The sequence below is a fragment of the Niallia sp. M35 genome (genome assembly GCF_050971705.1).
Taxonomy (GTDB): domain Bacteria; phylum Bacillota; class Bacilli; order Bacillales; family Cytobacillaceae; genus Niallia; species Niallia circulans_A.
The window spans coordinates 93,051-117,740 of record NZ_JBPCEP010000017.1 but is presented as its reverse complement, the minus strand read 5'-3'; the positions used below and the strand labels follow the sequence as shown (position 1 = coordinate 117,740).

30 protein-coding genes, 3 pseudogenes and 1 other annotated feature are annotated in these 24,690 nt (G+C 33.8%); of the genes and pseudogenes, 28 read left to right on the top strand and 5 right to left on the bottom strand.

Annotated features, from left to right (window positions below; all coding sequences use genetic code 11):
• Positions 1 to 55: 55 nt before the first annotated feature.
• Together NiCM35_RS21985 and NiCM35_RS21980 are read right to left on the bottom strand one after the other, a co-directional pair.
• Entirely contained in the window at positions 56 to 475 is a 420-nt protein-coding gene (locus NiCM35_RS21985) for an RBBP9/YdeN family alpha/beta hydrolase (protein ID WP_433780766.1), read from the bottom strand.
• A gap of 191 nt (positions 476 to 666) precedes the next feature.
• Positions 667 to 1,194: an isochorismatase family protein gene (locus tag NiCM35_RS21980; RefSeq protein WP_095328366.1), complete on the bottom strand. Its 528-nt coding sequence runs from the start codon at positions 1,192 to 1,194 to the stop codon at positions 667 to 669.
• A 204-nt stretch (positions 1,195 to 1,398) separates the two neighbouring features.
• Here NiCM35_RS21980 and NiCM35_RS21975 point away from each other — a divergent pair, with 204 nt between their 5' ends.
• From NiCM35_RS21975 to NiCM35_RS21940, 8 genes and pseudogenes are all read left to right on the top strand, one after another.
• Positions 1,399 to 1,869, top strand: coding sequence for a DinB family protein (locus tag NiCM35_RS21975; RefSeq protein WP_095328367.1), 471 nt, complete (start codon positions 1,399 to 1,401; stop codon positions 1,867 to 1,869).
• Positions 1,870 to 1,917: 48 nt separating this feature from the next.
• Positions 1,918 to 2,734 (top strand): annotated as a pseudogene (locus NiCM35_RS21970) (alpha/beta fold hydrolase).
• 296 nt (positions 2,735 to 3,030) lie between these two features.
• Positions 3,031 to 3,675, top strand: a complete 645-nt coding sequence (locus tag NiCM35_RS21965) for a TVP38/TMEM64 family protein (protein ID WP_433780762.1) — start codon at positions 3,031 to 3,033, stop codon at positions 3,673 to 3,675.
• Between the two features lie 120 nt (positions 3,676 to 3,795).
• A complete protein-coding gene (locus NiCM35_RS21960) occupies positions 3,796 to 3,999 on the top strand; it encodes a hypothetical protein (RefSeq protein ID WP_095328370.1) in 204 nt (67 codons plus the stop codon).
• A gap of 81 nt (positions 4,000 to 4,080) precedes the next feature.
• On the top strand, positions 4,081 to 4,548 hold the full coding sequence (locus tag NiCM35_RS21955) for a hypothetical protein (RefSeq protein ID WP_172860232.1): 468 nt from the start codon (positions 4,081 to 4,083) through the stop codon (positions 4,546 to 4,548).
• An 85-nt stretch (positions 4,549 to 4,633) separates the two neighbouring features.
• Complete coding sequence (locus NiCM35_RS21950; protein WP_433780761.1) at positions 4,634 to 4,846, top strand: hypothetical protein; 213 nt, start codon at positions 4,634 to 4,636, stop codon at positions 4,844 to 4,846.
• Positions 4,847 to 4,898: 52 nt separating this feature from the next.
• Positions 4,899 to 5,756: an AraC family transcriptional regulator gene (locus NiCM35_RS21945; RefSeq protein ID WP_433780760.1), complete on the top strand. Its 858-nt coding sequence runs from the start codon at positions 4,899 to 4,901 to the stop codon at positions 5,754 to 5,756.
• 498 nt (positions 5,757 to 6,254) lie between these two features.
• Positions 6,255 to 6,413 (top strand): hypothetical protein, encoded by a 159-nt coding sequence (locus NiCM35_RS21940; RefSeq protein ID WP_163185588.1) that lies wholly within the window; start codon positions 6,255 to 6,257, stop codon positions 6,411 to 6,413.
• A 151-nt stretch (positions 6,414 to 6,564) separates the two neighbouring features.
• Here the strand turns inward: NiCM35_RS21940 and NiCM35_RS21935 are convergent, their stop codons facing one another.
• Positions 6,565 to 6,858 (bottom strand): hypothetical protein, encoded by a 294-nt coding sequence (locus NiCM35_RS21935; protein WP_433780759.1) that lies wholly within the window; start codon positions 6,856 to 6,858, stop codon positions 6,565 to 6,567.
• Between the two features lie 122 nt (positions 6,859 to 6,980).
• Positions 6,981 to 7,195: a binding site (T-box leader), on the top strand.
• A gap of 62 nt (positions 7,196 to 7,257) precedes the next feature.
• Between NiCM35_RS21935 and argS the strand changes: the two genes are divergently transcribed.
• The 5 genes from argS (at position 7,258) to NiCM35_RS21910 (ending at position 13,609) form a co-directional block, all read left to right on the top strand.
• Positions 7,258 to 8,940, top strand: a complete 1,683-nt coding sequence (gene argS / locus NiCM35_RS21930) for an arginine--tRNA ligase (RefSeq protein WP_123257565.1) — start codon at positions 7,258 to 7,260, stop codon at positions 8,938 to 8,940.
• 225 nt (positions 8,941 to 9,165) lie between these two features.
• The gene (locus NiCM35_RS21925; RefSeq protein WP_095328376.1) at positions 9,166 to 9,819 is read left to right on the top strand and encodes a YcnI family copper-binding membrane protein; all 654 of its coding nucleotides are present in this window, start codon (positions 9,166 to 9,168) and stop codon (positions 9,817 to 9,819) included.
• A 168-nt stretch (positions 9,820 to 9,987) separates the two neighbouring features.
• The gene (locus NiCM35_RS21920) at positions 9,988 to 11,061 is read left to right on the top strand and encodes a GerAB/ArcD/ProY family transporter (RefSeq protein WP_433780758.1); all 1,074 of its coding nucleotides are present in this window, start codon (positions 9,988 to 9,990) and stop codon (positions 11,059 to 11,061) included.
• Positions 11,062 to 11,065: 4 nt separating this feature from the next.
• Positions 11,066 to 12,478 (top strand): spore germination protein, encoded by a 1,413-nt coding sequence (locus NiCM35_RS21915; protein ID WP_249928281.1) that lies wholly within the window; start codon positions 11,066 to 11,068, stop codon positions 12,476 to 12,478.
• On the top strand, positions 12,479 to 13,609 hold the full coding sequence (locus NiCM35_RS21910) for a Ger(x)C family spore germination protein (RefSeq protein WP_095328380.1): 1,131 nt from the start codon (positions 12,479 to 12,481) through the stop codon (positions 13,607 to 13,609). It begins immediately after the preceding gene.
• A gap of 100 nt (positions 13,610 to 13,709) precedes the next feature.
• Here NiCM35_RS21910 and NiCM35_RS21905 read toward each other — a convergent pair whose 3' ends face one another.
• Complete coding sequence (locus tag NiCM35_RS21905; RefSeq protein WP_095328381.1) at positions 13,710 to 13,904, bottom strand: PF20097 family protein; 195 nt, start codon at positions 13,902 to 13,904, stop codon at positions 13,710 to 13,712.
• A gap of 330 nt (positions 13,905 to 14,234) precedes the next feature.
• Between NiCM35_RS21905 and pdxR the strand changes: the two genes are divergently transcribed.
• The 11 genes and pseudogenes from pdxR to NiCM35_RS21850 all read left to right on the top strand — a co-directional run bounded on the left by pdxR (position 14,235) and on the right by NiCM35_RS21850 (position 21,013).
• Positions 14,235 to 15,671: a MocR-like pyridoxine biosynthesis transcription factor PdxR gene (pdxR, locus tag NiCM35_RS21900; RefSeq protein ID WP_123260883.1), complete on the top strand. Its 1,437-nt coding sequence runs from the start codon at positions 14,235 to 14,237 to the stop codon at positions 15,669 to 15,671.
• A gap of 162 nt (positions 15,672 to 15,833) precedes the next feature.
• Entirely contained in the window at positions 15,834 to 16,265 is a 432-nt protein-coding gene (locus tag NiCM35_RS21895) for a YfmQ family protein (protein ID WP_095328382.1), read from the top strand.
• Positions 16,266 to 16,441: 176 nt separating this feature from the next.
• Positions 16,442 to 17,572 (top strand): DNA polymerase III subunit beta, encoded by a 1,131-nt coding sequence (gene dnaN / locus NiCM35_RS21890; RefSeq protein WP_433780757.1) that lies wholly within the window; start codon positions 16,442 to 16,444, stop codon positions 17,570 to 17,572.
• A 68-nt stretch (positions 17,573 to 17,640) separates the two neighbouring features.
• A complete protein-coding gene (locus tag NiCM35_RS21885) occupies positions 17,641 to 17,934 on the top strand; it encodes an antibiotic biosynthesis monooxygenase family protein (protein WP_433780765.1) in 294 nt (97 codons plus the stop codon).
• Positions 17,935 to 18,001: 67 nt separating this feature from the next.
• Positions 18,002 to 18,603, top strand: a pseudogene (locus NiCM35_RS21880) (DUF2441 domain-containing protein).
• A gap of 169 nt (positions 18,604 to 18,772) precedes the next feature.
• The gene (locus NiCM35_RS21875; protein ID WP_095328385.1) at positions 18,773 to 18,964 is read left to right on the top strand and encodes a DUF6366 family protein; all 192 of its coding nucleotides are present in this window, start codon (positions 18,773 to 18,775) and stop codon (positions 18,962 to 18,964) included.
• Between the two features lie 118 nt (positions 18,965 to 19,082).
• Positions 19,083 to 19,538 carry a GNAT family N-acetyltransferase gene (locus NiCM35_RS21870; RefSeq protein WP_371471088.1) on the top strand — a complete coding sequence of 152 codons (456 nt, stop codon included), beginning with the start codon at positions 19,083 to 19,085 and terminating at the stop codon, positions 19,536 to 19,538.
• A 440-nt stretch (positions 19,539 to 19,978) separates the two neighbouring features.
• Positions 19,979 to 20,107 carry a hypothetical protein gene (locus NiCM35_RS21865; RefSeq protein ID WP_283959619.1) on the top strand — a complete coding sequence of 43 codons (129 nt, stop codon included), beginning with the start codon at positions 19,979 to 19,981 and terminating at the stop codon, positions 20,105 to 20,107.
• Between the two features lie 29 nt (positions 20,108 to 20,136).
• Positions 20,137 to 20,334 (top strand): hypothetical protein, encoded by a 198-nt coding sequence (locus tag NiCM35_RS21860; protein ID WP_433780756.1) that lies wholly within the window; start codon positions 20,137 to 20,139, stop codon positions 20,332 to 20,334.
• A gap of 45 nt (positions 20,335 to 20,379) precedes the next feature.
• A complete protein-coding gene (locus NiCM35_RS21855) occupies positions 20,380 to 20,514 on the top strand; it encodes a hypothetical protein (protein WP_433780755.1) in 135 nt (44 codons plus the stop codon).
• A 22-nt stretch (positions 20,515 to 20,536) separates the two neighbouring features.
• Positions 20,537 to 21,013, top strand: coding sequence for a hypothetical protein (locus tag NiCM35_RS21850; protein WP_163185570.1), 477 nt, complete (start codon positions 20,537 to 20,539; stop codon positions 21,011 to 21,013).
• 682 nt (positions 21,014 to 21,695) lie between these two features.
• On the opposite strand, the gene NiCM35_RS21845 is transcribed toward NiCM35_RS21850, so the two are convergent.
• Entirely contained in the window at positions 21,696 to 21,977 is a 282-nt protein-coding gene (locus tag NiCM35_RS21845) for an HNH endonuclease (protein WP_163185567.1), read from the bottom strand.
• 20 nt (positions 21,978 to 21,997) lie between these two features.
• On the opposite strand from NiCM35_RS21845, the gene NiCM35_RS21840 reads away from it, so the two are divergent.
• The 4 genes and pseudogenes from NiCM35_RS21840 (at position 21,998) to NiCM35_RS21825 (ending at position 24,673) form a co-directional block, all read left to right on the top strand.
• The gene (locus tag NiCM35_RS21840) at positions 21,998 to 22,801 is read left to right on the top strand and encodes an SMI1/KNR4 family protein (protein ID WP_433780754.1); all 804 of its coding nucleotides are present in this window, start codon (positions 21,998 to 22,000) and stop codon (positions 22,799 to 22,801) included.
• Positions 22,802 to 22,899: 98 nt separating this feature from the next.
• Positions 22,900 to 23,378, top strand: a pseudogene (gene tnpA / locus NiCM35_RS21835) (IS200/IS605 family transposase).
• A 557-nt stretch (positions 23,379 to 23,935) separates the two neighbouring features.
• A complete protein-coding gene (locus NiCM35_RS21830; protein ID WP_123257571.1) occupies positions 23,936 to 24,109 on the top strand; it encodes a Fe3+ hydroxamate ABC transporter substrate-binding protein in 174 nt (57 codons plus the stop codon).
• Positions 24,110 to 24,202: 93 nt separating this feature from the next.
• Positions 24,203 to 24,673, top strand: coding sequence for a GNAT family N-acetyltransferase (locus tag NiCM35_RS21825; RefSeq protein WP_303983182.1), 471 nt, complete (start codon positions 24,203 to 24,205; stop codon positions 24,671 to 24,673).
• The last annotated feature ends 17 nt before the right edge of the window (positions 24,674 to 24,690 follow it).

Sequence of the window (24,690 nt, the reverse complement as noted above, 5' to 3'; positions counted from 1 at the left end):
TGTTTTATTCGCCAATGGTAAGTTTTCTTGTACAAGAAAACTTACCATTGGAATGTCATAACCATTTTGCTTTAATAATATGTTTGACAGATGGCATTTCAATAATTCCTTCTCCAGAAGTAAAATGTCCGCCAGAAGGTAATAAAATAAAAGGAATTTCAAGTTTATTTGCTAAGGAATTCGAGATTTGCCAATCGACGATTTTATCGGTTCTGGATGAAATAAAAAAGGATGCTCCGAGTAAATGCTTGATTTTATCCAAATTTAATTCTTGCATATAGGGATCAAATTGTGGGAACGCTGCAATGGGTTCTGCAAATCCAGAAACAAAAATAGCCCCTTTAATTTGTACATTATGACGTAAAAGGTATCTTAAAAACGTAATACAGCCTAAACTGTGGCAAATAAAATAAACATTGTTCGGTTCTTTGATAGCTCTATCTAAATCAAGATCCCATTGCGTAACATTTGCAATTGTGGCATCTGTATAGTCTACTATTTGTATATGGAAGGAATTCTTAAATTCTTTTTTATATCAGAAAGCCAATTTACTTTTGGTGATCCGCCATATCCATCAATCAAGTATAATTTATTCATTTAATCTTCTCCTAATACTACGATTTAGAGTAATAAAAAAATAACATAGCGTATTCCACCAGAAGATATTTATAATTTCAGTTCTCCCTTTTTGATCGTTAAAAAACGGTTATTCCAAATAGATTCATGATGGTCAATAATATTATCTGCATTTAAAATAGAGCCGTTAATGGTACTATGAGTGTTTTGATAAAGGAGATTTTGCTGAAATCCCAAGCTATAGGCTGCTCTGATAGTAGTATCAAGACAAAACTCCGTTTGTGCACCAGCGAAAATAAGCTGTTCGATTGCCTTGCTTTTTAAATACTCTAAAAGTTCTGTTTTGTAGAATGCATCCCATTTTGATTTTTTAATTATCTTATCAGTAGTAGATAACAATAGATTTTGATGCAATTTCCAATCGTTCTTGCCCTCATAAAGCGCGGACTGCTCATTCGGATCTGTATGCTGAATAAAGATAACCTGAATATTTTTTTCATGTGCTTGCTTGATTAGTATATTGATGTTTTTTACTAGTTGAATTCTATCGTATAAATAGTTTTTGGGATGGTTAAAGAAAATTTCTTGCATGTCGATGATTATAAGAGCCTGTTTCATAAAATTCCACTTCCTGTTCGTTTCTTTTAAAGTATAGCAAATTGAAAAAGAGCTATACAAGGATATTTAAGATGGAAGCTATGGTTGCTTTGAAATTCATTCTTGTTTAAAAGTCAGAATTAATGAATATTTATATTGAACTTATGATAGATTCGTCTATAATTATAAGAACGAACATATATTCGCTGTAAGGAGGGAGTTAGGGTGAATACCTATATAGGTAGTGCACTAAATCAAATAGAAATAGCTTTAAAAACAACAATCGAAATGGTAGAGACTATAGAAGAGGCTGACCTACAGCAAAGGCCAGATGATAATAAGCGTTCAATAGGTGAGCTCTTAGAGCATATTGCCGTTATTTGTAAGGCTGATTTATTGATATCAAACGGTGCAACACAAAAAGAGATGGATGAATATTATTCGAGTGTTGCATTACTAAACATGCAGGATATAAAGAATGCTATTGCAGATAATTATAAAACATTAAAAGATATTTATATGAATCTCACAGAAATAGAATTACAAGAAAGGACTACATCATATTGGGGAGTAACCTATTCAAGGTACGAGTGGTTGTTAGAAATAGTCGCACATATCTATCATCATAGAGCTCAATTACATACACTACTTGTCTACTGCTGTGGAAAAGACTTAAATATCTCATTATTTGAATAAGGAACTTCCATAGATACATACATTTTTAATTAATAGGGAGGATAAAAGATGCCATACTGCAAAGTGAAAAATGCAAACATATATTATGAAGAAATAGGCGCAGGAATTCCCATTATCATGCTACATGGATTTACGCCAGATCATAGACTCATGAGTGGTTGTATGGAGCCTGTTTTTAAAGAGAACGACGGTTGGAAACGGATATATTTGGATTTTACCTGGTATGGGGAAAACTATGGATTATGACTTAATCAGTAATTCTGATGAGATGTTAAAAGCCGTTGCAAGCTTTATAGATACAAAGATTTCCAATCAACCATTTCTGATTATAGGAGAATCCTATGGCGGCTACTTAACTAGAGGAATCATCAAGCTCTATAAAGAGCAAATATTAGGCGCTGGATTCATTTGCCCGATGATTTTACCAGATAAAGAAAAGAGGACACTCCCAGAACACACGATTGTTTATGCCGATAATGAATTTTTATCCAACTTAGTAGAAGAAGAACGTAATGATTTCAAATCCAATCAAGTAGTTTTAGATGAATACAATTGGAAACGATACAAGCAGGAAATTTTATCAGGATGCAATATTGCTGACACAGCATTTTTGGATAAAATTCAAAAGAACTACGGGTTTTCTTTTGCGATCGATGATGTTCTATTTCAGAAACCAACTGTCTTTTTACTAGGAAAACAAGATTCTGTAGTCGGATATCAAGATGCGTTTGCGATTCTAGGGAATTATCCCAGAGCAACATTTGCCATTTTAGATCGAGCGGGGCATAACTTGCAGATTGAACAGACAAAGTTATTTACTGCGCATATGAATGAGTGGTTAGATAGGGTTGAAGAAGAGATGTAGGAAAAAGTAGTTTGATAGATTGGGATCAAAGGGGAGTAAAAGAGCAGTTATATTTTGCAAATTAATGTAAAATATAACTGCTTTTTTGGATGATTTAACTATTTTTCAGGGTAGAAATATACCCTGATTGAAAAAAAGTAGAAACGGGTAGAAAATAGATAATTATAAAAAAATCAAAAGGAAGAAATCTGTAGTAAAATGATTCATCTAAAGTGTACCACTCTTTAGAATATGACATATAATTTATGAAAAAGGTGATTTGTATAAAACATTTTTGGAAGCCATTCACATTTTTTGTGACAGTAAGCCTCTTTATTATATTTTTCCGATACACCGATATTTTTCAGGCGATTCGTGAAGGGGAGTTAAATTCGGTCACATCTGTATTTAAAGAGAATATTTCTTATGCACTTATTGTCAGTTTATTCCTTATGATTATCCAAAATAGCTTTACCGTTATTCCTTTAATTTTAGTAATTACCCTCAATTTTTACTCATTTGGCTTCATCTATGGCTTTTTATGGAGTTGGTTTTCTAGCATTATAGCCGCAATCATTATCTTTTTAGCCATTCGTTTTTGGTTCCAAGATTTCGTGATTAGAAAGGTGCAAAATCACCAAGAAATGTTAGATAAAATCGAACAAAAAGGAATGCGCTATGTGTTCTATGGAAGGGTTTTTCCGTTCTTTCCGACAAGTATTTTAAATATCATTGCTGGTGTAAGCAAAATATCGATACGACCTTTTACCATTGGCACAGCAATAGGCAATTTCTTTTACTTCTTTATCCTTGCGTTAATTCCTTATGGTGTTTTCTCTACAGATATTAATCCATTAGCATTAATCGTAATTATTTTATTGATAACAGGAATTTTTTATTATTTCAGCAAAAAGAAACCTTCCGTTATGGAAAGGGTAAAGGAAATAAGGAAAAGAGCATAAATTAATTTATTCCGAAAGGTAGATTACTACTTTTCGGCTTTTAATATGAAAAAAATATGAAACTATTTCCAATTATCCTACGTATATAAAATAGAATAGCTAGTGAGGGAGGAATACAGTATGTTTGGAATTATAATGTTGGTATTTGTGGCAATTATCGTGGCTCAAATTTTTTCTCGCAAAGAAAAGACAAACAATATAAATAGCCATAATTATCAGCCTTTTCAAGGAGAAATAGGAGATAGCTCACAAGCGTCTATCTTTGATGGAGGAAATGACTGCGGATCTTCCTTTGATAGTGGAGGAAGCTGTGGTGGAGAATAGGAATAATATCGCTGGAATTTTCTATTTATAAAGAAAAATCGAAACTTTTATACGATATCAATCGTCCAATAATAAAGAGGAATGAAAGGGGACAAAAAAGATCGCATGTTTATGGTGGTAACAATAATTGCTTTTATTTTTGCCTGTATTTGGGTTCTAATGGATACGATTTATTTTTCCAAACCACCAAAACCTGAGGTATTATGGAAGAATAATAGAATTCCGACAACAATTGGCTCAAATTGCTGGCAAGGTTCATTAAAAGGATCTTGTGTTGATTATGTCTATGCATCTCCTTGGGATATGGGGTTACAAAATGGTTCTGTCAAAGTGGAACCGAATTCAATTATTACCATCGACTTTAATAAAAAGCCATTAGCTGGGTCTTTACAGGTTGCAGAAGTATTTGAAGATGGAGAAGAGGAATTTATCAAGGTAGATAAAAATAAAATGACGGTGCCAGCCAAAAAAGGTACACATGTTTATATGATTTATGCTAAATGGGATCAAGGAAATCCCAATTATACGTTTTCTATTAGAGTCGAATAAGGTTGTCTAAACCTTGAGCTAGGGATAGACAGCCTATTTTATCGTGACGATACATATTTTATCTATAAAAAAGGAAGGGAAATGAATGAAAAATCATCCAATATTCAATTTGTTGATCGCACTAGTATTTTTAATATTATTTATTGCCAGTAAGAAGATATTCGCCAATTACTTAGCAGCACTTATTATTTTTGGTGCCTTTTTTTGTATTTACTTAGGACGGTCTATCCTTTCTTTAATCCGATATTTTGATGAGAAGAAAACAAATAATATATCTGTCAAAAGCAAGCATAAATGAACAGGAAATCCTGCAGTAATCCCTGTATGCTATTTTTAAGGATGTGATGAATGTGACATGGTTGGAAGGATTACAAAAAGCATTAACATATATTGAAAATAATCTGGAAGAAAGACTTGAAATAGAAGCGATTGCGCGTATCGCAAATGTTTCATTATTTCACTTTCAACGCACATTTACAATTCTTACGGATATACCAGTGGGAGAGTATATTAGACGACGCCGATTATCGATGGCTGGACAAAGTTTGCTTCATTCGAGCGAAAAGATAATCGATATTGCTTTAAGATATGGATATGATACACCAGAAGCATTTACGAAAGCATATCGCAGACAACATGGCGTAACACCAAGTGAAACGAGACGAGGAATTGGTAGTCTAAAAATATACAATCCACTAGTCATTCAAGTACAGCTGAAAGGGGCAGAACCAATGAAAGTAAAAGTAGTGGAGAAAGAGGCATTTACGATTGTCGGAATGAAAAAATCTTATACTTTTAAGGAAGATGAAAATCTCCGTGAGATTCCAAAACTGTGGGATGAAGTTAATAAGAATGGAACAGTGAACGAGCTTTTGATGCTGACTAGGGGAGAAATTCCAGGCGTTCTTGGCGTTTGTGTAGAGGAGTCAGAAGCAGCGGGTAAGGATATGGATTACTGGATAGCGGTTGCAACAGAGGATAAATCTGAAAAATATGATCAGCTCGTTATTCCAGCATCAAAGTGGGCAGTTTTTGAAGTGAATGGACCAATGCCGGAAAGTATGCAGAAAGTTTGGAAGCAAATATATTCAGAATGGATGCCGTCCAGTGGTTATCAACAAGCAGGATTTATTTCCTTTGAACGCTATACAGATGATGATCCGTCAAGCGAAAATTGCTACTCTGAAATATGGATTCCCGTTAAATAACAAAAAGCGATGGAATGACTATGCGGGCATAGGTCAGATACCATCGCTTTTTTCATAAATGGTGATTGTTATAGATTTAGAATATGTGAGTTTAAGAGAGAGGGATGCTAAATTTGGAGTATTGGAGGGAGATTCAGTATTTTAATATACGAATGAAAACCATTTTATAGAAGAACCGAAGGAAAAGTGGAGTTCAAAAAGAAGATGAAAGCCAATAATCAGAGGAACCGAGGGAAAAGTGGAGTTCAAAAAGGAGATGAAAGCCACTATTCAGAGGAGCCAAGGGAAAAGTGGTGATCATAACGGGAATGAAAGCCATTATTCAGGGTAACCGAAGGAAAAGTAGAGTTCAAAAAGGAGATGAAAGCCACTATTCAGAGGAACTGAGGGAAAAGTGGAGTTCAAAAAGGAGATGAACGCCAATAATCAGAGGAACCGATGGAAAAGTAGTGTTCAAAATCCCAGGAGTTCAGCCTACAAAACCTGGATGTTTCGCCATTGTTCTCCGACAGTGCATATCCTCTTGTCTCCATGCAGTTCTCGTTCTCTATTGTAAAACTATTATTATTGCCGCAAGCATCTGTATTTGCTGATGCACCGCCATTATTAATGGTTTGTCCTAGCATATTCATTTTCTCTGTAGGAGCTTCTCTATAAAATTCTTTCCCATGGTAGATTATCAGTCATCTTCATAAATTAGCGAAAAAATAAACAAATATGCATAGCCAGAATAATAGCAATAGATGAAATGGCAGCAACCAGAATATCTCTAAATGGATGGAATCTAGTTGTTGCCTTTTTTCAGTTGTCAATAAAAGGGATAATATCCGTAAGTAGAATAAACAGGATTATAGCCATATGGTTGTGTGTATGAAGGGTAAGTTTGGCCATAATTCCAATGTTGTTGTTGAGTCGTTGGTACATGGTGGAATGGCGTAATAATTAGAGGATTACCTGCAGTAAAGCCAGCAGTTGGAGTAACTGCACCAAGAGGAATAGCCCCGACACCCACTGCACCATGTCCCACTCCTGCAAAACCACCGGCTCCAATTGGACCAACAGCACCAATATGTCCACCAAAAGCTCGATTTTGAGAATTCATTATTGTTTCACCTCCTCCAATACTATATGTAGACGGAAATGATTGGCGCTTGCCTTTCTTTTATAAAAATAAAAAAGTATTGGATTCTTCCTAAAAGTGTGTGTATAATAAGAAAAAAATATAGGAAATCGTAGAAAAAGAGAGTAGCTGGTTGTAAAGCAATAGCGAATTAGGGACGGTGGAAGCCTAATGTGGAGCAAGCAGTGAAACGCACTTTGGAGATATCATGCTGAAAAGGGAGTAGGCATGATCGGTAACAGGCCGTTAACTGATTTAAGTGGTTATGAAAATAACAATTAGAGTGGTACCGCGGGAATTATATGCTCTCGCCTCTTCGTATGAAGGGGCGGGAGTTTTTTTATTTTATTAAAATATCTAATATAGAAAAGGAGAATATAGATGAACATCAAATCAGAATTAGCAAACGTATTAGCATCAAAATTACATGTAGAATTATCACCAGAAGCGATTGAACAGTTATTGGAAAAACCGAAATATGCTCATTTAGGAGATCTTGCTTTTCCTTGTTTTACACTTGCCAAAAAGTTGCGGAAAGCACCTGCGTTAATTGCGGAAGAACTTTCTCATAAGATAGAATCTCCGCTGATTGATCATGTTGAAGTAGTAGGAGCTTATATTAATATTTTCTTAAATCAGCAATTAATTGCCTCTAAAGTAATCAAGGAAGTTCTCGAACAAAAGGAGCATTATGGAGATTTACCTAAGAATAAGGGTGTAATGACAATTGATTTGTCTTCACCTAATATTGCAAAGCCATTTTCAATGGGGCATTTGCGTTCTACCGTTATCGGAAATGCTCTTGGCCTTATTGCCGAGAAAAATGGTTACACACCGATTCGCATAAATCATCTTGGTGATTGGGGAACGCAATTTGGTAAATTAATCGTCGCCTATAAAAGATGGGGAAATGAAGAGGAAGTGCGGAAGAATCCTATTAAAGAATTATTAAAGTTGTACGTGAAGTTTCATGAAAAAGCAGAAGAAGATCCCTCGCTAAATGAGGAAGGGAGAAAGTGGTTTAACTATCTAGAACAGGGAAATGAAGAAGCCATTAATCTTTGGAAATGGTTTCGAAAAGAATCGTTAGAAGAGTTTAATAAAATCTACAAACTATTAGGAATTACATTTGATTCCAATGATGGCGAAGCTTTTTTTAACGACAAGATGGAAAGAGTTGTCGAGTTATTAAAGGAGAAGCAGCTTTTAATAGAATCAGAAGGGGCACAAGTAGTAGAGCTTGAAGACTTCCCACCGTGTTTAATTAAAAAAAGCGACGGTGCGACACTTTATGCTACACGGGATCTAGCTGCAGCGATCTATCGTCAAGAAAACTACCATTTTGTGAAAAGTTTATACGTAGTTGGAAATGAACAAACTCTCCATTTTAAGCAGTTATTTCAAGTGTTAGAGAAAATGGGCTATGATTGGGCAAAAGGAATGGCTCATATTCCATTTGGTATGATGCTGAAAGACGGCAAGAAGATGTCAACGAGAAAAGGGAAAGTTGTTTTATTGGAAGAAGTGCTTCAAGCAGCTATTCAATTAGCGGAGAAAAATATCGAAGAAAAAAACCCTTCTCTTGAAAATAAAGAAGAAGTGGCAAATCAAGTAGGAACAGGAGCAATTATCTTTCATGACTTAAAGCATTATCGCCTAACCGATATTGAGTTTTCTCTAGAAGACATGTTGAAGTTTGAAGGAGAAACAGGACCATATATCCAATATACACATGCAAGAGCCTGTTCTTTATTGCGGAAAGGAAATTTCGTCCCACCAGCTAACTTAGACAACTTACAGTGGGATGAGGTAAGTTTTCCGATCGTCAAGCTATTAATGGATTTTCCGACGACCTTGGAAAAAGCGAATGAGCATTATGATCCTTCTGAAGTGGCAAAGTACGTTATCGATTTAGCGAAAACATTTAATAAGTATTATGCGCATATTCAAATTTTAGAGGAAAATAGTGGGAAAACAGCGAGACTTTCTCTCGTATATGCGGTAACAGTTGTTTTAAAAGAAGGCTTAAGATTACTTGGAATTGCTGCACCAGAGGCAATGTAATAGAAAGAAAATCCCTTGATTAAAGATGAATCATCTTGGCTAAAATGAGGAATAGCTCAGTTAAAGTACATTTGTCATAAAATGTTCACAGAATAGACATAATCTAAGCTGTTTTTTCTTTGAACGAAGTACCCCTATTTGATATGATGAAAGAGGTTAACACATTCAAAGTAGTGTTAACCTCTCTTTTTGCAAAACTGCAGAAATAAGGAAAGGAGATTTGAAATGATACATAAAAAGAAATTTATATCTGGATTAGTAGCATTAGCAGCTGTCTTCTTTATAGCATTACCAGTTAGCGCTCATGTTACCGTGAATCCATCCCAATCTACTACAGAGGCGTGGGAAACGTATACTGTAAGAATTCCAGTTGAAAAAGATGTGGATACAACAAAGGTAACGATTAAAATTCCCGAAAATGTGGAGTATAAAATGTATGAACCTGTCGATGGCTGGAAAACGACTACAACAAAAGATGATAATGATAAAGTGGCAACTGTAACTTGGGAAGCAGAATCAGAAGAGACTGCTATTAAGGCTGGTCAATATCGCGATTTTACTTTTAGAGCACAGAATCCAAAAGAGCCTGGCGATATAGCATGGGATGCATTCCAGTACTATGCAGATGGCAGCATTGTGGAATGGACTGGAGACAGTGATGCTGAGCTGCCTCATTCTATCACAAATATTGCTCAATCTAATGAAACGGTTGATAGTCATGGACACAGCACAAAAACGGATGATGCAGCAGATGATCAACAGAAAGACAAAGATGCCGAGCATGCAAATGAAGGTACAAATGTAAATACGATATTATCGATTATCGCTATTGTTTTATCATTAGCTGCAATTGTAATAATTTTTATAAGAAAAAAATAAGAACTAGTTAAAGAGTTCATTCCTTAAGAGAAGTTTAACTTCAAGGAATGGACTTTTTTTTGAGAATTTAAGGACATCGGCAGGGAATTGACCATATTGGTTCGAGTAGTAATAAAAAATATTGTATTCCACATAATAAATACATACTAAATAGAAAAAGGAATGATTATGCAAAATACATTACGATATATATCCATTGTATATCTAGTTCTTCTATCAGTTGGCCTATTTGCCCATGTGGAAATAATTCCAGGTGTTTTAACAATAGTCAAAAGAGATGCGTGGATTAGTGTGGTTATAGCGCTGATTGTTGTGCCGCTGTGGGTATTATTACTTCACAGAATTAATGGAATCGTACATACAGATTCTTTTATTAAAATAGTAAAACGGTATACCAGCACCATACAATACTATTATTTCTTATTACCATTAGGTTTATATATGTATATTAGTGCTTTTATAACAGCGAAAGATATTGTTTTCTGGTCACAATTAACTTATATGAAAGACTATAATATTTTTTTGCTTGGAGGCACTTTACTGTTTTTATGTTTGCTGTGCAGCAATTTAGGGCTATTTTCTATGGGGATATTGAGCACTATTTTATGTCCGATAGTGATTTTCTTAGGTTTTTTTATTTCTTTTGCAAATACGGAGAATAAAAACTATGAATTATTATTGCCCGTACTAGAAAACGGATTTATGCCTGTTTCAAAAGGGCTCATATATACGCTATTACCAATAATAGAGCTTTTTGTCATTCTTTTTCTTTCATCCATAGTAAAAAAATCAATCACAAAAAAGCAGCTCTTTGTGTTAAATGTTTTGATTATTGGTTTAATGATTGGACCGACAATAGGGGCGATTGTCGAATTTGGACCAGAGCTTGCTTCCCAATATCGCTATCCAGCATATGAGCAATGGCGGTTAATAGCTATTGGAAAATATATTTCACACACCGATTTTTTTGCGATTTATCAATGGTTATCGGGTGGCGTGGTTCGGATCAGTTTATTTGTTTTACTAACAAGCCTTATATTTACAAAGGATGAAAAGAATAGCAAGCTGTTAACTTTTCTTTATATTTTTTTATTTATTGCACTGCTTATTCCAGTGGATCAAAGTATATTTTCCGAGGTTGTTTTCCTTTATTTTAGACCAGTATCCTTAGTATTATTGATCATCCAGATAGTATCTTTAACTCTATTTATAGGGAAAAGAAAAAAAGTGACTAGGAGTTGAGTTTGTGGATTATCCTCTTTTTACGTCAGAAGCGTTAAAACAATTATTTAATGAATCCTCTGATATTATGGTGAAAGAGGATAAGGGAGAATTACAGATTATCATGGTCTACTGTGTGCCACTAACAGATACAAGCATGATTAAAACCATACATTTTCCAGTATTAGGGGCGGAAGAGTCGAATATCTATCAATATGTTCAGATGGAAAGCTTTAATAAAAAGGAATTTAATCGAGAAAAAATTCAAGAAGAAGTTTTTTCCGGAAAGCTACTAGTTATTCCCCCAGGAGAAAAACTTTATCTTTATGATATAAAGAAGTTTCCCAGTCGACAACCTGATGAATCTGTCGTAGAGGTATCAGCGATCGGCCCAAAAGATGGCTTTGTAGAAGATATAAATACAAATATAGGCTTAATTCGTAAAAGACTACGTACCTCTTCTCTCATTATAAAGGAATATACAATTGGAAAAAGAACAAATACAAAAGTAGGACTTCTTTATATGAATGATATTGTGAATAATGAAATTCTCGCTGATATTAAGGATCGCCTTTCTCAGGTAGATATCGATGTTTTAACTAGTTCTAATATTTTAACGGAATATCTGGAACCGCGGAAGTTTTCTTTAATCCCAACTATCCACTATTCTGGAAGAGCGGATTTTATTGTCCAGGCCCTAAATCAAGGTAGATTTGCCATTGTGGTGGATGGTTCACCCACAGCATTAATTGCGCCTGTTGATTTATCCCTTTTATTTAAATCGGCAGAGGATGAAAATTCAAGTTTTTATTATACTTCCCTGCAGAGAACCCTAAGGATTATTGGAATTTTTACAACCATTTTGCTTCCCGGTTTTTATACAGCAATTATTACCCATCATGTAGGACAATTGCCATTACCAATCCTAGCAACAATCTCTGTATCTAGATTAGGATTGCCTTTTTCCCCTTTAATTGAATCGCTTCTTATGGTTGTAATGTTTGAATTGTTTTTTGAAGCCGGCTCTCGATTGCCAAAAGGGATCGGACAAACAGTTTCTGTCCTTGGTGGCTTAATCATCGGTGATGCTGCGATAAGAGGGGGAATCACTTCTCCATCTATGCTTGTAATAATAGGAATAACCGCGCTAACAAGCTTTACATTAGTAAATCGCTCTTTGGCAGGAAATTTATTTTATTTTCGTGTTTTTGTCTTATTAATAAGTTATTTTTTGGGCATTTACGGTTTTTTCTTAAGTTTTATTTTCATCATCTTGTATATAGCAAGGTTAGAATCCTTTGGTGTTCCAATGTTCTCCAATATAACGACGCCTTATGGAAAAGATATTTTGTTTACGTTTCTCCGGATACCTAATAATCTTCTAAAGAAAAGAAATGCTGGTTTGTCCATTAAAGATGAAAAAAGAAAAGGTGACTAAATGAAAAAAATAGTTATTGCTTTCGTTTCTCTTTTCTTCCTTGCAGGGTGTACAAATATTAAGGAAGTTCAATATCAAGCATATGCGGTTGGTTTAGGGATTGACTATAAAGATAACCAATATATCGTAACCGTTCAGTTTTTGGATTTTTTAAATGTTGCCAAATCAGAACAGGGAAAAGGGGATCAACCTAGTAAGGTGTGGTTAGGAAATGGGACTGCCAAGTCGATTGAAGATGCTATCGACCAAATAAATAAAGGAATTCAATTACCTTTGAATTTCGACCAAGTGAAAGTTATTGTATTCGGAAAATCTCTGTTGAAAAGCAAATTAAAACCAACATTAAATGCCCTTGATTCTAGCTATAATATTAGATTGACCGGGAAGGTTTATGGAACAAACCAGGCTATTGAGGATATATTCACGGCAAAGATTCCTTTTTATTATCCATTTAATGAGTCGCAAATAAGTTATCCAGACGCCATGCAGCATCAAAGCTCTACGGTTCCTCCTTTAACTTTACAAAAATTCATGTATCAATTTAACGAAAAAATTAATACCATTCTTTTGCCATCACTAGAGGTTAATAAGGAAATTATAAAAGAAGACCAGAAAGATTATGTTGTTCCATCCATTAATGGAGCGCATCTATTTAAAGAGAAAGAATGGAAAGGCTTTTTAAACACCGATGACTTATCTGGATATATCCGGGTAAACAATGAAACCGAACGTACTAAGTTAAATATCAATAATGATGATAACGAAATGGAGATAGAATTGATTAAACCGAAATTAAGACAAGTAGTAAATAAAGATAAAAAGAAATATTCTTTTGGGCTTAAAATAAGAATAGATGCAACTGTTCTGAGTTCGAATGAAAGAACAAATGCTAATAAAATGAAAAAGCAGTTAAAGAAACAACTTGTCGAAGAAATATACACTTCTTATGAAAAAAGCAAAGAGATTGGTGCAGATATTTATCAATTTGAGAACTACCTTTATCGATATCATTGGGATATATGGAAATCATCTGAAGAAGATGAGTTTCCGACGCTAGATATTGATGACATTGAAATCAACGTGAAAAACTTTAAGAGTGTTCCTAAACTCCATTCAAAATATCAACCATAAGAAACAAGCTGCACATTTGTAGCTTGTTTGTTTTTTGTCATACTATTGATTGACGCAAGAACTACAGGTAGAGTATGCTAGTCTAGTTTAAGTAAATGAATCATCCTAAATTTTCAGGATTGTCCACATATAAGGCTACAATATAACCGCAGTGACCACAATACTTTGCTGATATTGTAGAGGAATTCTTCCTACGGTTTTTTTCGGGATACATATGAACTTGACCAACAGTTGCTGCCATTACTCCTTTTTTTATTTCTTCACTATTGCATTTTGGGCATATATTATTTTTCATACGAGAGTCCTCCTTGTTTATATGGATCAATAATTACATTGTAACATGGTAAATCCCTTCCTGAAAAATAACAAAGTTACGAAAAGGTTGCTGTCAATTGTATTAGCGGAACTAGATTAAGATTAGCTGACAAACTATCCAAGCCTATAAAATAATCTCAAATTTATAAGTAAATATGGTTGGAGTAATGAACTTAAGATAAAAAAGGTATGTTGTATCGAAAGAACTCAGTGTTGTTTAATGAGGAGAAATTAAGCTATAATGAAACAACATAAAAACGAGATAGCTGTCTTATATGGAGACAAAATAAGGAAAAGAAGTGTGGATACAATGGAGTGGAAACCTGATCGACAAGTAAAAAAAGCAATATATAAGCAGCTGGCAGACTATATTGAAAATGGTATCGCAGATGGATCCTTTCCCTTAGATAAACCGCTGCCATCGGAAAGAAAGCTAGCAAAACTGCTAGAATTAAATAGAAGTACGGTAGTTGCTGCATATGATGAGTTAGAGTCGAATGGATTAATTGAAAGAAAACGCGGCAGCGGAACAATGATAAGTAAAGATATATGGGGAATAACCAAGAAACGTGTTCCTAGCTGGAACCGATATATAGAAGCGGGATCTTTTCTTCCTAATGTACCTGTCATGCAGCGGATACGAAAAGAAATGGCAGAACATGATTTAATTAATTTAGCTAGTGGGGAACTTTCTGAAGATCTTTTCCCTTTAAATTCATTGCGAAAAATTACTTCTGATCGAGCTTACATAGGATCATTGGGGTACGATCATCCACAAGGAAGTGAAGTGCTAAGAAAGACCATTACCAATCATATGGAGAAATATCGTGGTTTACAAACAACGCCTTCTTCTATATTGATTACATCTGGAGCCCAGCAGGCTTTACATTTGGTTATTCAATGCTTGCTGAAACCTGGCGATGCGGTAGCAATGGAGGACCCATCTTACCATTATAGTCTTCCGCTATTTGAATCAGCCGGAGTTAAACCTTATTATTTGACTGCAGATGAAAATGGTATAAAACCTGAGGATTTAATCTTATTACACAGAAAACACCGAATTAAGATGATATTTCTAAACCCAGCTTTTCAAAATCCAACTGGCGTATCTCTCGGTCAAAAAAGAAGAAGAGAGATTTTAGAAATTTCTTCTCAATATGGTATTCCCGTGGTAGAGGATGATCCATATAGTTTAACTTCTTTTAGCGGAAAGCCATTGCTTCCGCTAAAATCGATGGATCAAAATGGCAATGTATTATATATTAGCTCTCTCTCCAAAATTGTCGCCTCTGGTCTGCGAATTGGCTGGATTATTGGACCTAAGCCAGTGATAGAAAGGTTATCCGACGCAAAGCAGCAGATTGATTTTGGCCATTCTAGTTATTCTCAATGGGTAGCAAACGACTTCTTAGAATCACCTTCCTTTGCAGTCCATTTAGATAATTTAGTTAAACAACTTGAAAACAGAAGAAATCAAATCATCGAAAGCTTGGATACTTACTTAAAAGAAGAAGTGGAATTTCTAACACCTAATGGTGGGATTCACCTGTGGTGTAAAATAAAAAACGCAGTCAATGAAAATCGCTTATTAGAAGAGTCGTTAAAAAATGGTGTTATTTATGCGCCTGGATCTACAATGGGGTCAAACGCTAACTATGTTCGTTTTACGTATGCGAAAGAGACAGAAAGCAATATTGATGAGGGGATAAGGAGATTTGCTGCAGCGCTTAAATCCAGTAGAGAATAATGGGGGAAAGATGCAAGGATAAAACTTGCATCTTATTTTTATCCCATGAGAAAAAAGTGGATGGTCAACTTATATGGGAATTGGATGGTCTATTTAGAGAGGAAATTTAGTACTATTAATAACGTAGAAATATTAATTGAATAAGTAATGGAGTGAATGGAAATGACCTGGATTACTATTATAGCATTAGTGTTCTTTTGTATAATAAAAATTTTAATGACGTGTTTGCCAACAGGAGTAGTGGATTGGCTGTTGGATAAATATAGATTGCATTTAAAACTTAATAATATGGAAACAGAAATAATCTACAATGAAATGAAAATAGATGGAGAGAATAAAGAAGCAATTATTAAGATATTCAACGAAGCGATTGTTAGAGAAAAGTATAGTTTATATCCAGGAAGTGAAGAAACATATCTTAACGCTAAAAATGCGGAGTATTCTCTTGTTATTCATACAAAAAAAGGGAATAAGAACATAAACTTATTTTTGAATAGTTATCAAGACCATGTAGATATTGTGAAAAAGTACAAAAATAAAATGGTTGCATATAGCACCTATCCACTTCAACTAGATGTTTTAACTAAAAAATAAAATATATTTTTACAAATTTATAAAAAGCTACTAAAAGGCTAAGCATTTTCTGCTGCCAGTTTAGTAGTTTTTTTATGCATTTTTTGAAAAAAAATATATTAAACAATAATGACAAGGAAATTGGCAAAAAATGTCGAATTTAATACATATAATTTTATTTTGGAGTGTTGCATATAATGGAATTTCTTGTTGACAGTGAGTACTTTAATAGAGCGATAACAGATGTGAGCAAAGCAGTATCCCAGAAAACGCCATTTCCTATTCTTTCAGGTATCAAAATAATGGCTACTAAAGAATCATTAATTGTTATAGGAAGTAATGCTGATATCATAATTGAACAAGTAATTCCGATGGAAATAGATGGAGTACAAGTGCTAGAAGTAAAGGAGGTAGGCAGTGTTGTACTATCAGCAAAATATGTAAGTGAGCTTGTGAGAAAATTGCCGGGTAAAATTCATCTAACAGTAAACGAAAAGCAAATAGCTACGCTTAAAGCGGATGAAATCGTGACAACACTTAATGGTTTTCATGCAGAAGAATATCCAACGCTTCCAAGTATGGAAGAAACAACGCATATTAGAATAGAAAGCACCGATTTAATCGAGATGATCAACCAGACAGCTTTTGCTGTATCAAAAAGTGAAGCGAGAGCCGTTTTGACTGGCGTTAATATGTTATTCGAAGATACAAAACTTACATGTGTAGCTACTAATTCTCATCGACTAGCATGGAGAGAGCTTCCAATTGAATCTGGTGTAAGAGGTGCATTCATCGTGCCAAGTACAAGCCTCCATGAGCTGACCAAGTTAATGCAGAAAACAACGGGAATGATTAAAATATTTGCTACAGATCGCTATATTGTATTTAAAACGAATTCAACTACTCTTTATTCTCGATTAATCGAAGGGAATTATCCTAATGTCGCTGGATTATTCCCCAATAACGCAAGGACAAAGATTACAGTTAATACAAAACAGCTGTTAAAAGGAGTAGATCGAGCTTGTCTTTTTGCAAGTGAATGGAAGAATAACAATATCCACATGGAAATAAAAGATGGTTCGAAATTAAAAATCACCTCTAATTCCTCGGAAATTGGAAAAATAGAAGAAATACAACCGATCAATAAGCTTGCTGGAGAAACAGATTTAAGCATCTCTTTAGATGGAAGCTTCCTTATGGATGCATTAAAAGCAATAAAGGAAGAAGAGATAAAAATCAGTTTTGGAGGTTCCATGAGACCGATATTAATGGAACCAGTTGGAAACAATTCATATTTGCATTTGATTTCACCGGTTCGCTCTTATTAAAGTCCTTTTGATTGGATCATTTGTAAGACACATCAATGAATGAAAATAAAGAAAGAAGGAAGCGTTATATGATATTAGAAGCTGTGCTGTTACAAGTTAAGGAAGGAATGGAAGCAAAATATGAAGAAGCATTTCGCGAAGCATCGAAAATTATTTCTTCTATGAATGGGTATATTTCTCATGAGTTACAGCAGTGCTTAGAAGTAAAGGGAAAATATTTGCTGCTTGTTCAATGGGAAACATTAGAAGATCATACAATTGGCTTTAGACAATCGAATGAATATCAGGAATGGAAAAAGCAGCTACATCATTTTTATGATCCGTTTCCTACGGTTGAACATTTTAAAAAGGTGAAACTTTAACCTAGATGCATAAGTATTTCGCATGAAATAAGAAAATTAGTTTAGTTAACTATTAGGAGAAAGAGCTATGACAAAAGAATTTACTGCCTACCATATTGTCACAAATAAAAAAATGAAGCTTGGTCAGATCATTAACTTTGATGAGCATCAAAAAAATACTTTACACCATTTCTTTTTTGAAAAAGAACAATTAAACAATCAAAATGAAGACTTTATGCAAATACTTAATAATCATTTTCGGAAACAAGTTTACACTTAGATAAAGAGAATGCCGAAGTGGTTGTTCAGTATGCAGGGCACACCATGAGAGCAATTAGAGAAGTAATAGCTGAAATGGTGAGACTCCAGGATTTTCCTAATCATCCGTCTAGATTGTCTTGCCTGTATGCTGCGAAAAGCTATGAGGATGTCTTAAAATGGAAAGCACTTTTTGATTCCTATAATCGCAAAGTATTACAAATTGTGAAACTTCATGTGTCTGGAAATTATTTTGAAGGAGACGGAGAGCTTCTGCCTAATTTAGAGGCTGTTCCTTTCCATAAAAAAATGGAACAAGCGAGAGAGTATTGGAAGGGGAATGCAAAAAATGAACTTCCAGAGCTTTTGATAAATGGAAGAATAGAAGTAATGGAGATTATTCATGAATATTTAGATGAAAGTAAGTCGTGAAAATTCGATAGAAGAATGTTTTAGAAACCCTCGTGGGCGGCAAACGTATGAAAGGAATAAATAGCGAGGGTTTCATAAAGGGAAAATCTATTGTTTGCAATAAATACATTACCATCTATTAATGGGATAATCTAATTGCTTATATGCTAATTTTATAGGAGGGCTTGAAATGAAAAAAGAAAAAGATGCTCCTGAAATAAGAAGAGAAAAAATGAGGCAAGAAGAATTGAAACATCCATCTAGTAGTATGCACGGCAGCAATCTTGCTGACTTAGTGGGCGGATTAGGATGGAAAGGTACTGGAATACTCATTCTTATCATAATTGTGGGGGTAATCATTTATGCTGCCCTCTTTCAATAAAGCTGTCTGGCATTTAATGAGAGACCGCACTATTCTATATAAGCTTTGGGAAACAAAATAGTGAAAGCTAGAATCAACTGTAAGAATAGAGATTTAAGCGAAAAGAGGAGTATTAACAGTGATTAATTTAACTTTAATGAATGCAGGTGAATATCAAGGATATCTGTCTAGTGCAATTAAAACGTATGCGGAAGAAAAGGTTTTAGCAGGAAATTGGAAAGAAGAAGAGGCACTTAAGAAGGCAGAGGAGGAATATACAAGACTTTTGCCCCAAGGCGAGAAGACAGAGAGTAATTTTTTATACACCATTCGAAAGGGGGATGAGGCAGTCGGCATTATATGGCTTGCACAAAAGTCTGAAGAACTAGGGTTTATTTATGACATTTATATACTAGAAAAATACCAAGGAAATGGATATGCTAAGGAAGCTTTAAAGAGTATAGAGAATGTTGGTCAGAAACTAGGATTGAAAAAAATAGGTCTCCATGTTTTTGGTCATAATAAAGTAGCCAGAGGATTATATGAAAAACTAGGATATGAGACCACAAATGTATTGATGGAAAAAGACATTTAATTTACATCCATGAACGGAAGGAGTTAATGGTTTCATGGAACAAACTGTAAAAAGTAGAGTTTGATTTTCTTTTAGTAGTTAGGATTAATAAAGAAGTAGAAGGTTTGATAAGCTATTTACAATTAATTTAATTATCCAATACAAAAAATTAGATTAAAGTAATTAGTATTTTCCCTGCTCTTTGGAGTGGGGACTTTTTTATTTTGTTAATATAAACTATATGTCTGATTTACATGTTAATAGAAAAGTGTAATATTACCGTTAAAAAAAGGTAGTAAAATGGTTGATTTTTGGAGTAAAATGTTTTTTATGTTAATAAATTACAAAAAAGAGAATTTTTTTAGATTGAGAGTTAGTAGAGTTGTTTTAGCTATTATTATTGTATTTGCTTTGGATCAATAACACCGAGTTTTACTTTTGCTAGTGAGAATGATGCTAAAATGGTAGAACTAAATAAACAGTTGGATATCATTTATAGTCAATTAGATGATAAGGGAGAAGCTTCTGATGAATCTGTTAATAAATTGGAAGAAATCCTGAATGAATTGGGATTGATACAAGCGTTATAGGTGAAGATGTTCTATATGCAGATGCTGGTATGTATAATAAAATGGGTTTTGGTGAGTGGAAAGAACTTGGAAGTGGATGGAAGATGAGATTTGAGAGACCTTATGGATCTTCTGCAACTACATATCACACACATGTAAAAGGAAAGGTTGGTAAGAAAGTGGTTGAGGCTAAAGAATCTCTTGACGGACATTCTACTCATGGTAAAGGTAATACAATGAACGATTAAAAGGCCAAAGAAGAAGAGGCAAAAGCGGAAAAAGCAGGGGATAAAATGAAAGCTAAACATCTGGATTTTAAGAAAGTAACGCATGTTGTTATTGCTATTGATATATTTGTTGCCGTGGTGGGAGTAATGCTATTTGCACCAATTGTAATAGGTGCATGGGCAGCTGTGTTTTTGCCATAGTATAATAGAAAGGATAGATATTATGAGATTACCAGAAGTATATTTAGTTGGAGAACTTAGATTAAAAAATCATGAAATTTATCGTATAATGCACAGTAAGAATGATGGTTTAAATTACTCTATTGGTTTCCTTTTAATTGAAGATTGTAATAGAAAGACAGAATTAAGTGATTATCCTTTCTTAATCGACGTATACAAAAATAATCCATCCAAGTTTGAGGGTGGGGATAATATTTTCAAAGTTAAAGCGATCCTTTCAGAGCCAATAGATGAACAGGATGAAAGTGTTTTAGAGCATATAGGAATTAGTTTGGTTGAATTTAAAGAAAAAGTTGATTGTATTTTCTCTGTCATAATTAGAGATGACTTGGATGAATGGATAGATATGCTTGATGATAAACCATATACTGCTTATACCGAGTTATTGAAATATACAGAAGAGAAACCGAATGTAGAAAATTACTCTAAGGAAAAATTAAAGAGGTTACATCAAGAATAGTTACTATAGTAAGTAATCCCATCTTATCATTATGAGAAGGGATTACTTTTGTAGTTTTTTATATTTTCATTACATACTTTTTATTAAGTGGTTATAAGTGTATATTTTTATAAATTTCGTGAATGGAAATAATCTTACTAGGAAAGGAAATAATATTCCGAGATTAGTAAATAATAGTTGCCAAATCGACACAGGTGAGATAGGTCATTAAAGCTTACAATCGAGTAGGGTATTTTTGTGAGAGAAAAGGGGTTTATTCCCATAATAAAGAAATCTCCTATAGAAAGGAGGGATAAAATGACCGACTTTGAAATATTGTTGCAGCTTAATGAACAGTATGAATCCGCGGAAGACTCCACAGATTTAAACATCTAATCGATACATTCTTAGAATCATTTCCTGCCGATATATAACTCTTAACCAATTCAGAAATATCATTTGTTTCATTGTAAATTACTTATCTTAGAGTAACTTTATTGACGTTATCTCTAATCAATTTATCACAAGCAATTTTAGCAACTCGAGCTGCTTCTTTATCCTGATCTATTTCATATTCGAATGAATCAACTTTATAGTTCCTAGGTGAAAAAACTTTATTGGTTTCCGAAACTTGATAACTTGTAGGATAATGAATAGCAATATGTGCATTGTCATGATTTTCTTATTAATAATAAAAATGCTCTCAAAAGAGACCATTAACTTTTTTTACTGGTACTAAAGCAAAACAATCCCAAATGATAAAACTAGACCAAATTGTTTTTCCATCAGTATGCCCAGTTTTATCATGTGAATTTTTATGTACTAGTTGAATTTCTCCTGTATTTTGATGGTGGTGTATTCTAAAATTTGCAGGTTTAATTCCTTTATTTATATCACTTATCTCCCGTTGAGTAAACTGCTTTTTAAAGGTAGTATATTTATAATACAAGCTTGAATAATAGTGATAATAGGAAAAATCAAACATATTTAAAAAGGAGAATAATTATGAATGTTTGGAATATTGAGATCGATGATTATACTTTGGATGACTTAGTTCAAGATGATATTATACTTGCAGAAAAACATTTTAATGTAAAATTACCTAAAGCATATATTGATTTATTAAAAATTAAAAATGGTGGAACACTACAATATAATGCACTGCCAATAAAACAGAAGCATCAGGAAGATGACAATTATCTTATAATAGAATATTTATTTGGAATTAAGCGGGGAGAGGGAATACTACAAACAAAATACTTTGTGGAAGAATGGAAAATTGAACGGGAAAATATAATAATACTTAGTGGAGATGGTCATGAGTGGCTTGCATTAGATTATAATGAGTCTTCTTCAAAGCCAAGTGTAATCTACATATTTTCAGAGGAAAATAAATTTATCCATTTATTCGATTCATTTGATGAAATGTTAGATAATTTGTACATATATGAGGAAGAGCAGGAAGAAGAAGAGGGTGCTATTGTTTTTACCTTAGAAGAAGCTAGAAAACTAGTAAAAAGTAGTGATACTACGGACGTTTTAAATGGTATCAGTGCTTATGAAAAATTATATGGGGAAGATGGAAAAGTTCTTAAAGAACAACTTCAGAATTTATTAGTTTTAATAAAAAGTGAAAATGAAATTATTTCAAATGAAGCAGGGAGATCTGCATGGTATTTAATAACCTATGAGTTAACAGATGATAAACAATTCATAAATGAAATAGCAAGAATATTTGGGGAAAGTACAAATCCAGTATTTAAACTATTCAGAGAAGAGATATTAGAATATATTGAGGATAAAAAGTAATTCGAGATTATTACAACGTGCTATTAAAAAAACTTCCTCTTGGTGCTTAAATATTTTTGGTTCGCCAACCGAAAATAAGTAGCCAGGAGGAAGTCCTTATGTCAAAAGAAAATAATAGTTTAGTACACACAACTTGTAATTGTAAGTATCACATAGTATTCGTACCAAAATATAGAAGACAAGTTATTTATGGGAAAATAAAGAAAGATATTAGACAAATCTTGCGCACATTGTGTGAGAGAAAAGGCATGGAGATAATAGAAGGAACTGCGTGTAAGGATCACGGTTAGTGAGCATCCCGCAAAAATTAAGTGTATCTGCTTCGTAGGCTATCTAAAAGGAAAAAATAGTTTGATGATATTCGATCGACATGCGCAACTAAAATATAAGTATGGAAATCCAAAATTTAGGTGTACACGATATTATGTAGACACGGTAGGGAAGAAATAAGAAGGTAATAGAAGAATATATACATAATCAAATACATGATGATCTAGTTGCAGAACAATTAACGATGATGGAATATATCGATCCATTTATAGGTGAAGAAGAAAAGAAAAAGAAACGAAAAAATTAAGGGGAGAGTGCCTTTGAAATCGGGCCAGTAGAAGTAGAACAATTGGCGAACCTTTCAGTAGTCCTTTAGGATTTGGTCAGTAACAAAGGCTTTTAGCCATAGAGAAAACCACCCGTTCTCACCGGTGGTACTTATTTTGTTGGATTAGGTATTATACCCATAATGACGGCAATATTTCTTATCACTGAAAAACCATTGAGAATGGAAGAGAAGCTTAGCTATTATAAAGAAGTTCATTGGCCCTAGAATAGTTCTTTATACCATTGGTTTTATCTTATTTATTTGGATAACTGTACAATTGTTTATTATCCAAGAAGTAGCTGTTATTCACATCTTTTACCTCTTCTTAGCTATGGTCATCCAACTGCTAACCCTCCTTCCGTCTGTTAAAGCTTATTACTCCAACAATTAGTTATTGGAAATAGAAATTTAGTAGTGAAAGAATACGCGGATTTTAAATGTGACTTTGCATTGAACCTTTTAACAGGAAGTAGTAAGGAACTTAATATAGTATTCATTCGTAGATTATATTAAATATGTATTTATGGAGGGGAACTATGTTTAAAGTAAAACCCCAATGTTCTAATTGCGGTAAACATATTGAAAGAAATGAAGTAGTTTTTGTCAAAATGCGCTATCCAGAGCGAAAAGGGATGACCGAAATAAAGGCTTTTATCCAAAATGAAGGAAAATTAATTTGTGAAGCTTGCTTTAATACTAAGCAATTTTAAGCAAAGACAAATGGAATGGGATTGGGTGTTTTTCGTCATTACCGTTATATAATCATTAATTTTTTAATAAATTGCTAATTAGGAGACTTAAAAATGTATGAAACTAGATGGGCAACTTACAACGAACTGAATATTGTGGCAGAATGCTGGTATAAAATGGCTTGTGAAATGGGAGAAATCGACAGAATTCCAAAACCAAGTCTTCAACGGCTGGAAGAAGTGAAAAATCTATTTCGGAAAGAATTTGAATTAGGAAATTTAATGTTTCAAGTTGCTTTAGATAGTGATGAAAGTATTGTTGCTTGTGCTGGAGGGTTAATTAGAACAGAGTATGCTTTTCCACTTGCGGAAGAACAAAGTCTTTTTGGGTGGATCATAGCTGTATATACGGTGAAAAACCACCGTAAGAATGGGTTAGCTTCTCAATTAGTTGAGGAAATCTGTTTATGGCTAAAACAAAAAGGGGCTAAACGAGCAAGATTATGGTCCAGTTCATCTGGCCGATCTGTTTATGAACAGCTAGGGTTTCATAATATGATGGATTTAGCAAAACCTCTTTCTTAAATGAAAGAAATGATAGG

Coding starts and splice junctions, on each gene's coding strand:
- argS (WP_123257565.1), top strand. CDS start 7,258: ATGAACATCAAATCAGAATTAGCAAACGTATTAGCATCAAAATTACAT.
- dnaN (WP_433780757.1), top strand. CDS start 16,442: ATGGAATTTCTTGTTGACAGTGAGTACTTTAATAGAGCGATAACAGAT.
- NiCM35_RS21825 (WP_303983182.1), top strand. CDS start 24,203: ATGTATGAAACTAGATGGGCAACTTACAACGAACTGAATATTGTGGCA.
- NiCM35_RS21955 (WP_172860232.1), top strand. CDS start 4,081: ATGAAAGGGGACAAAAAAGATCGCATGTTTATGGTGGTAACAATAATT.
- NiCM35_RS21875 (WP_095328385.1), top strand. CDS start 18,773: ATGAAAAAAGAAAAAGATGCTCCTGAAATAAGAAGAGAAAAAATGAGG.
- NiCM35_RS21860 (WP_433780756.1), top strand. CDS start 20,137: ATGTATAATAAAATGGGTTTTGGTGAGTGGAAAGAACTTGGAAGTGGA.
- NiCM35_RS21830 (WP_123257571.1), top strand. CDS start 23,936: ATGTTTAAAGTAAAACCCCAATGTTCTAATTGCGGTAAACATATTGAA.
- NiCM35_RS21885 (WP_433780765.1), top strand. CDS start 17,641: ATGATATTAGAAGCTGTGCTGTTACAAGTTAAGGAAGGAATGGAAGCA.
- NiCM35_RS21960 (WP_095328370.1), top strand. CDS start 3,796: ATGTTTGGAATTATAATGTTGGTATTTGTGGCAATTATCGTGGCTCAA.
- NiCM35_RS21845 (WP_163185567.1), bottom strand. CDS start 21,977: ATGTTTGATTTTTCCTATTATCACTATTATTCAAGCTTGTATTATAAA.
- pdxR (WP_123260883.1), top strand. CDS start 14,235: ATGGAGTGGAAACCTGATCGACAAGTAAAAAAAGCAATATATAAGCAG.
- NiCM35_RS21950 (WP_433780761.1), top strand. CDS start 4,634: ATGAAAAATCATCCAATATTCAATTTGTTGATCGCACTAGTATTTTTA.
- NiCM35_RS21905 (WP_095328381.1), bottom strand. CDS start 13,904: ATGAAAAATAATATATGCCCAAAATGCAATAGTGAAGAAATAAAAAAA.
- NiCM35_RS21925 (WP_095328376.1), top strand. CDS start 9,166: ATGATACATAAAAAGAAATTTATATCTGGATTAGTAGCATTAGCAGCT.
- NiCM35_RS21935 (WP_433780759.1), bottom strand. CDS start 6,858: ATGAATTCTCAAAATCGAGCTTTTGGTGGACATATTGGTGCTGTTGGT.
- NiCM35_RS21910 (WP_095328380.1), top strand. CDS start 12,479: ATGAAAAAAATAGTTATTGCTTTCGTTTCTCTTTTCTTCCTTGCAGGG.
- NiCM35_RS21855 (WP_433780755.1), top strand. CDS start 20,380: ATGAAAGCTAAACATCTGGATTTTAAGAAAGTAACGCATGTTGTTATT.
- NiCM35_RS21920 (WP_433780758.1), top strand. CDS start 9,988: ATGCAAAATACATTACGATATATATCCATTGTATATCTAGTTCTTCTA.
- NiCM35_RS21865 (WP_283959619.1), top strand. CDS start 19,979: ATGGTAGAACTAAATAAACAGTTGGATATCATTTATAGTCAATTAGAT.
- NiCM35_RS21840 (WP_433780754.1), top strand. CDS start 21,998: ATGAATGTTTGGAATATTGAGATCGATGATTATACTTTGGATGACTTA.
- NiCM35_RS21850 (WP_163185570.1), top strand. CDS start 20,537: ATGAGATTACCAGAAGTATATTTAGTTGGAGAACTTAGATTAAAAAAT.
- NiCM35_RS21980 (WP_095328366.1), bottom strand. CDS start 1,194: ATGAAACAGGCTCTTATAATCATCGACATGCAAGAAATTTTCTTTAAC.
- NiCM35_RS21895 (WP_095328382.1), top strand. CDS start 15,834: ATGACCTGGATTACTATTATAGCATTAGTGTTCTTTTGTATAATAAAA.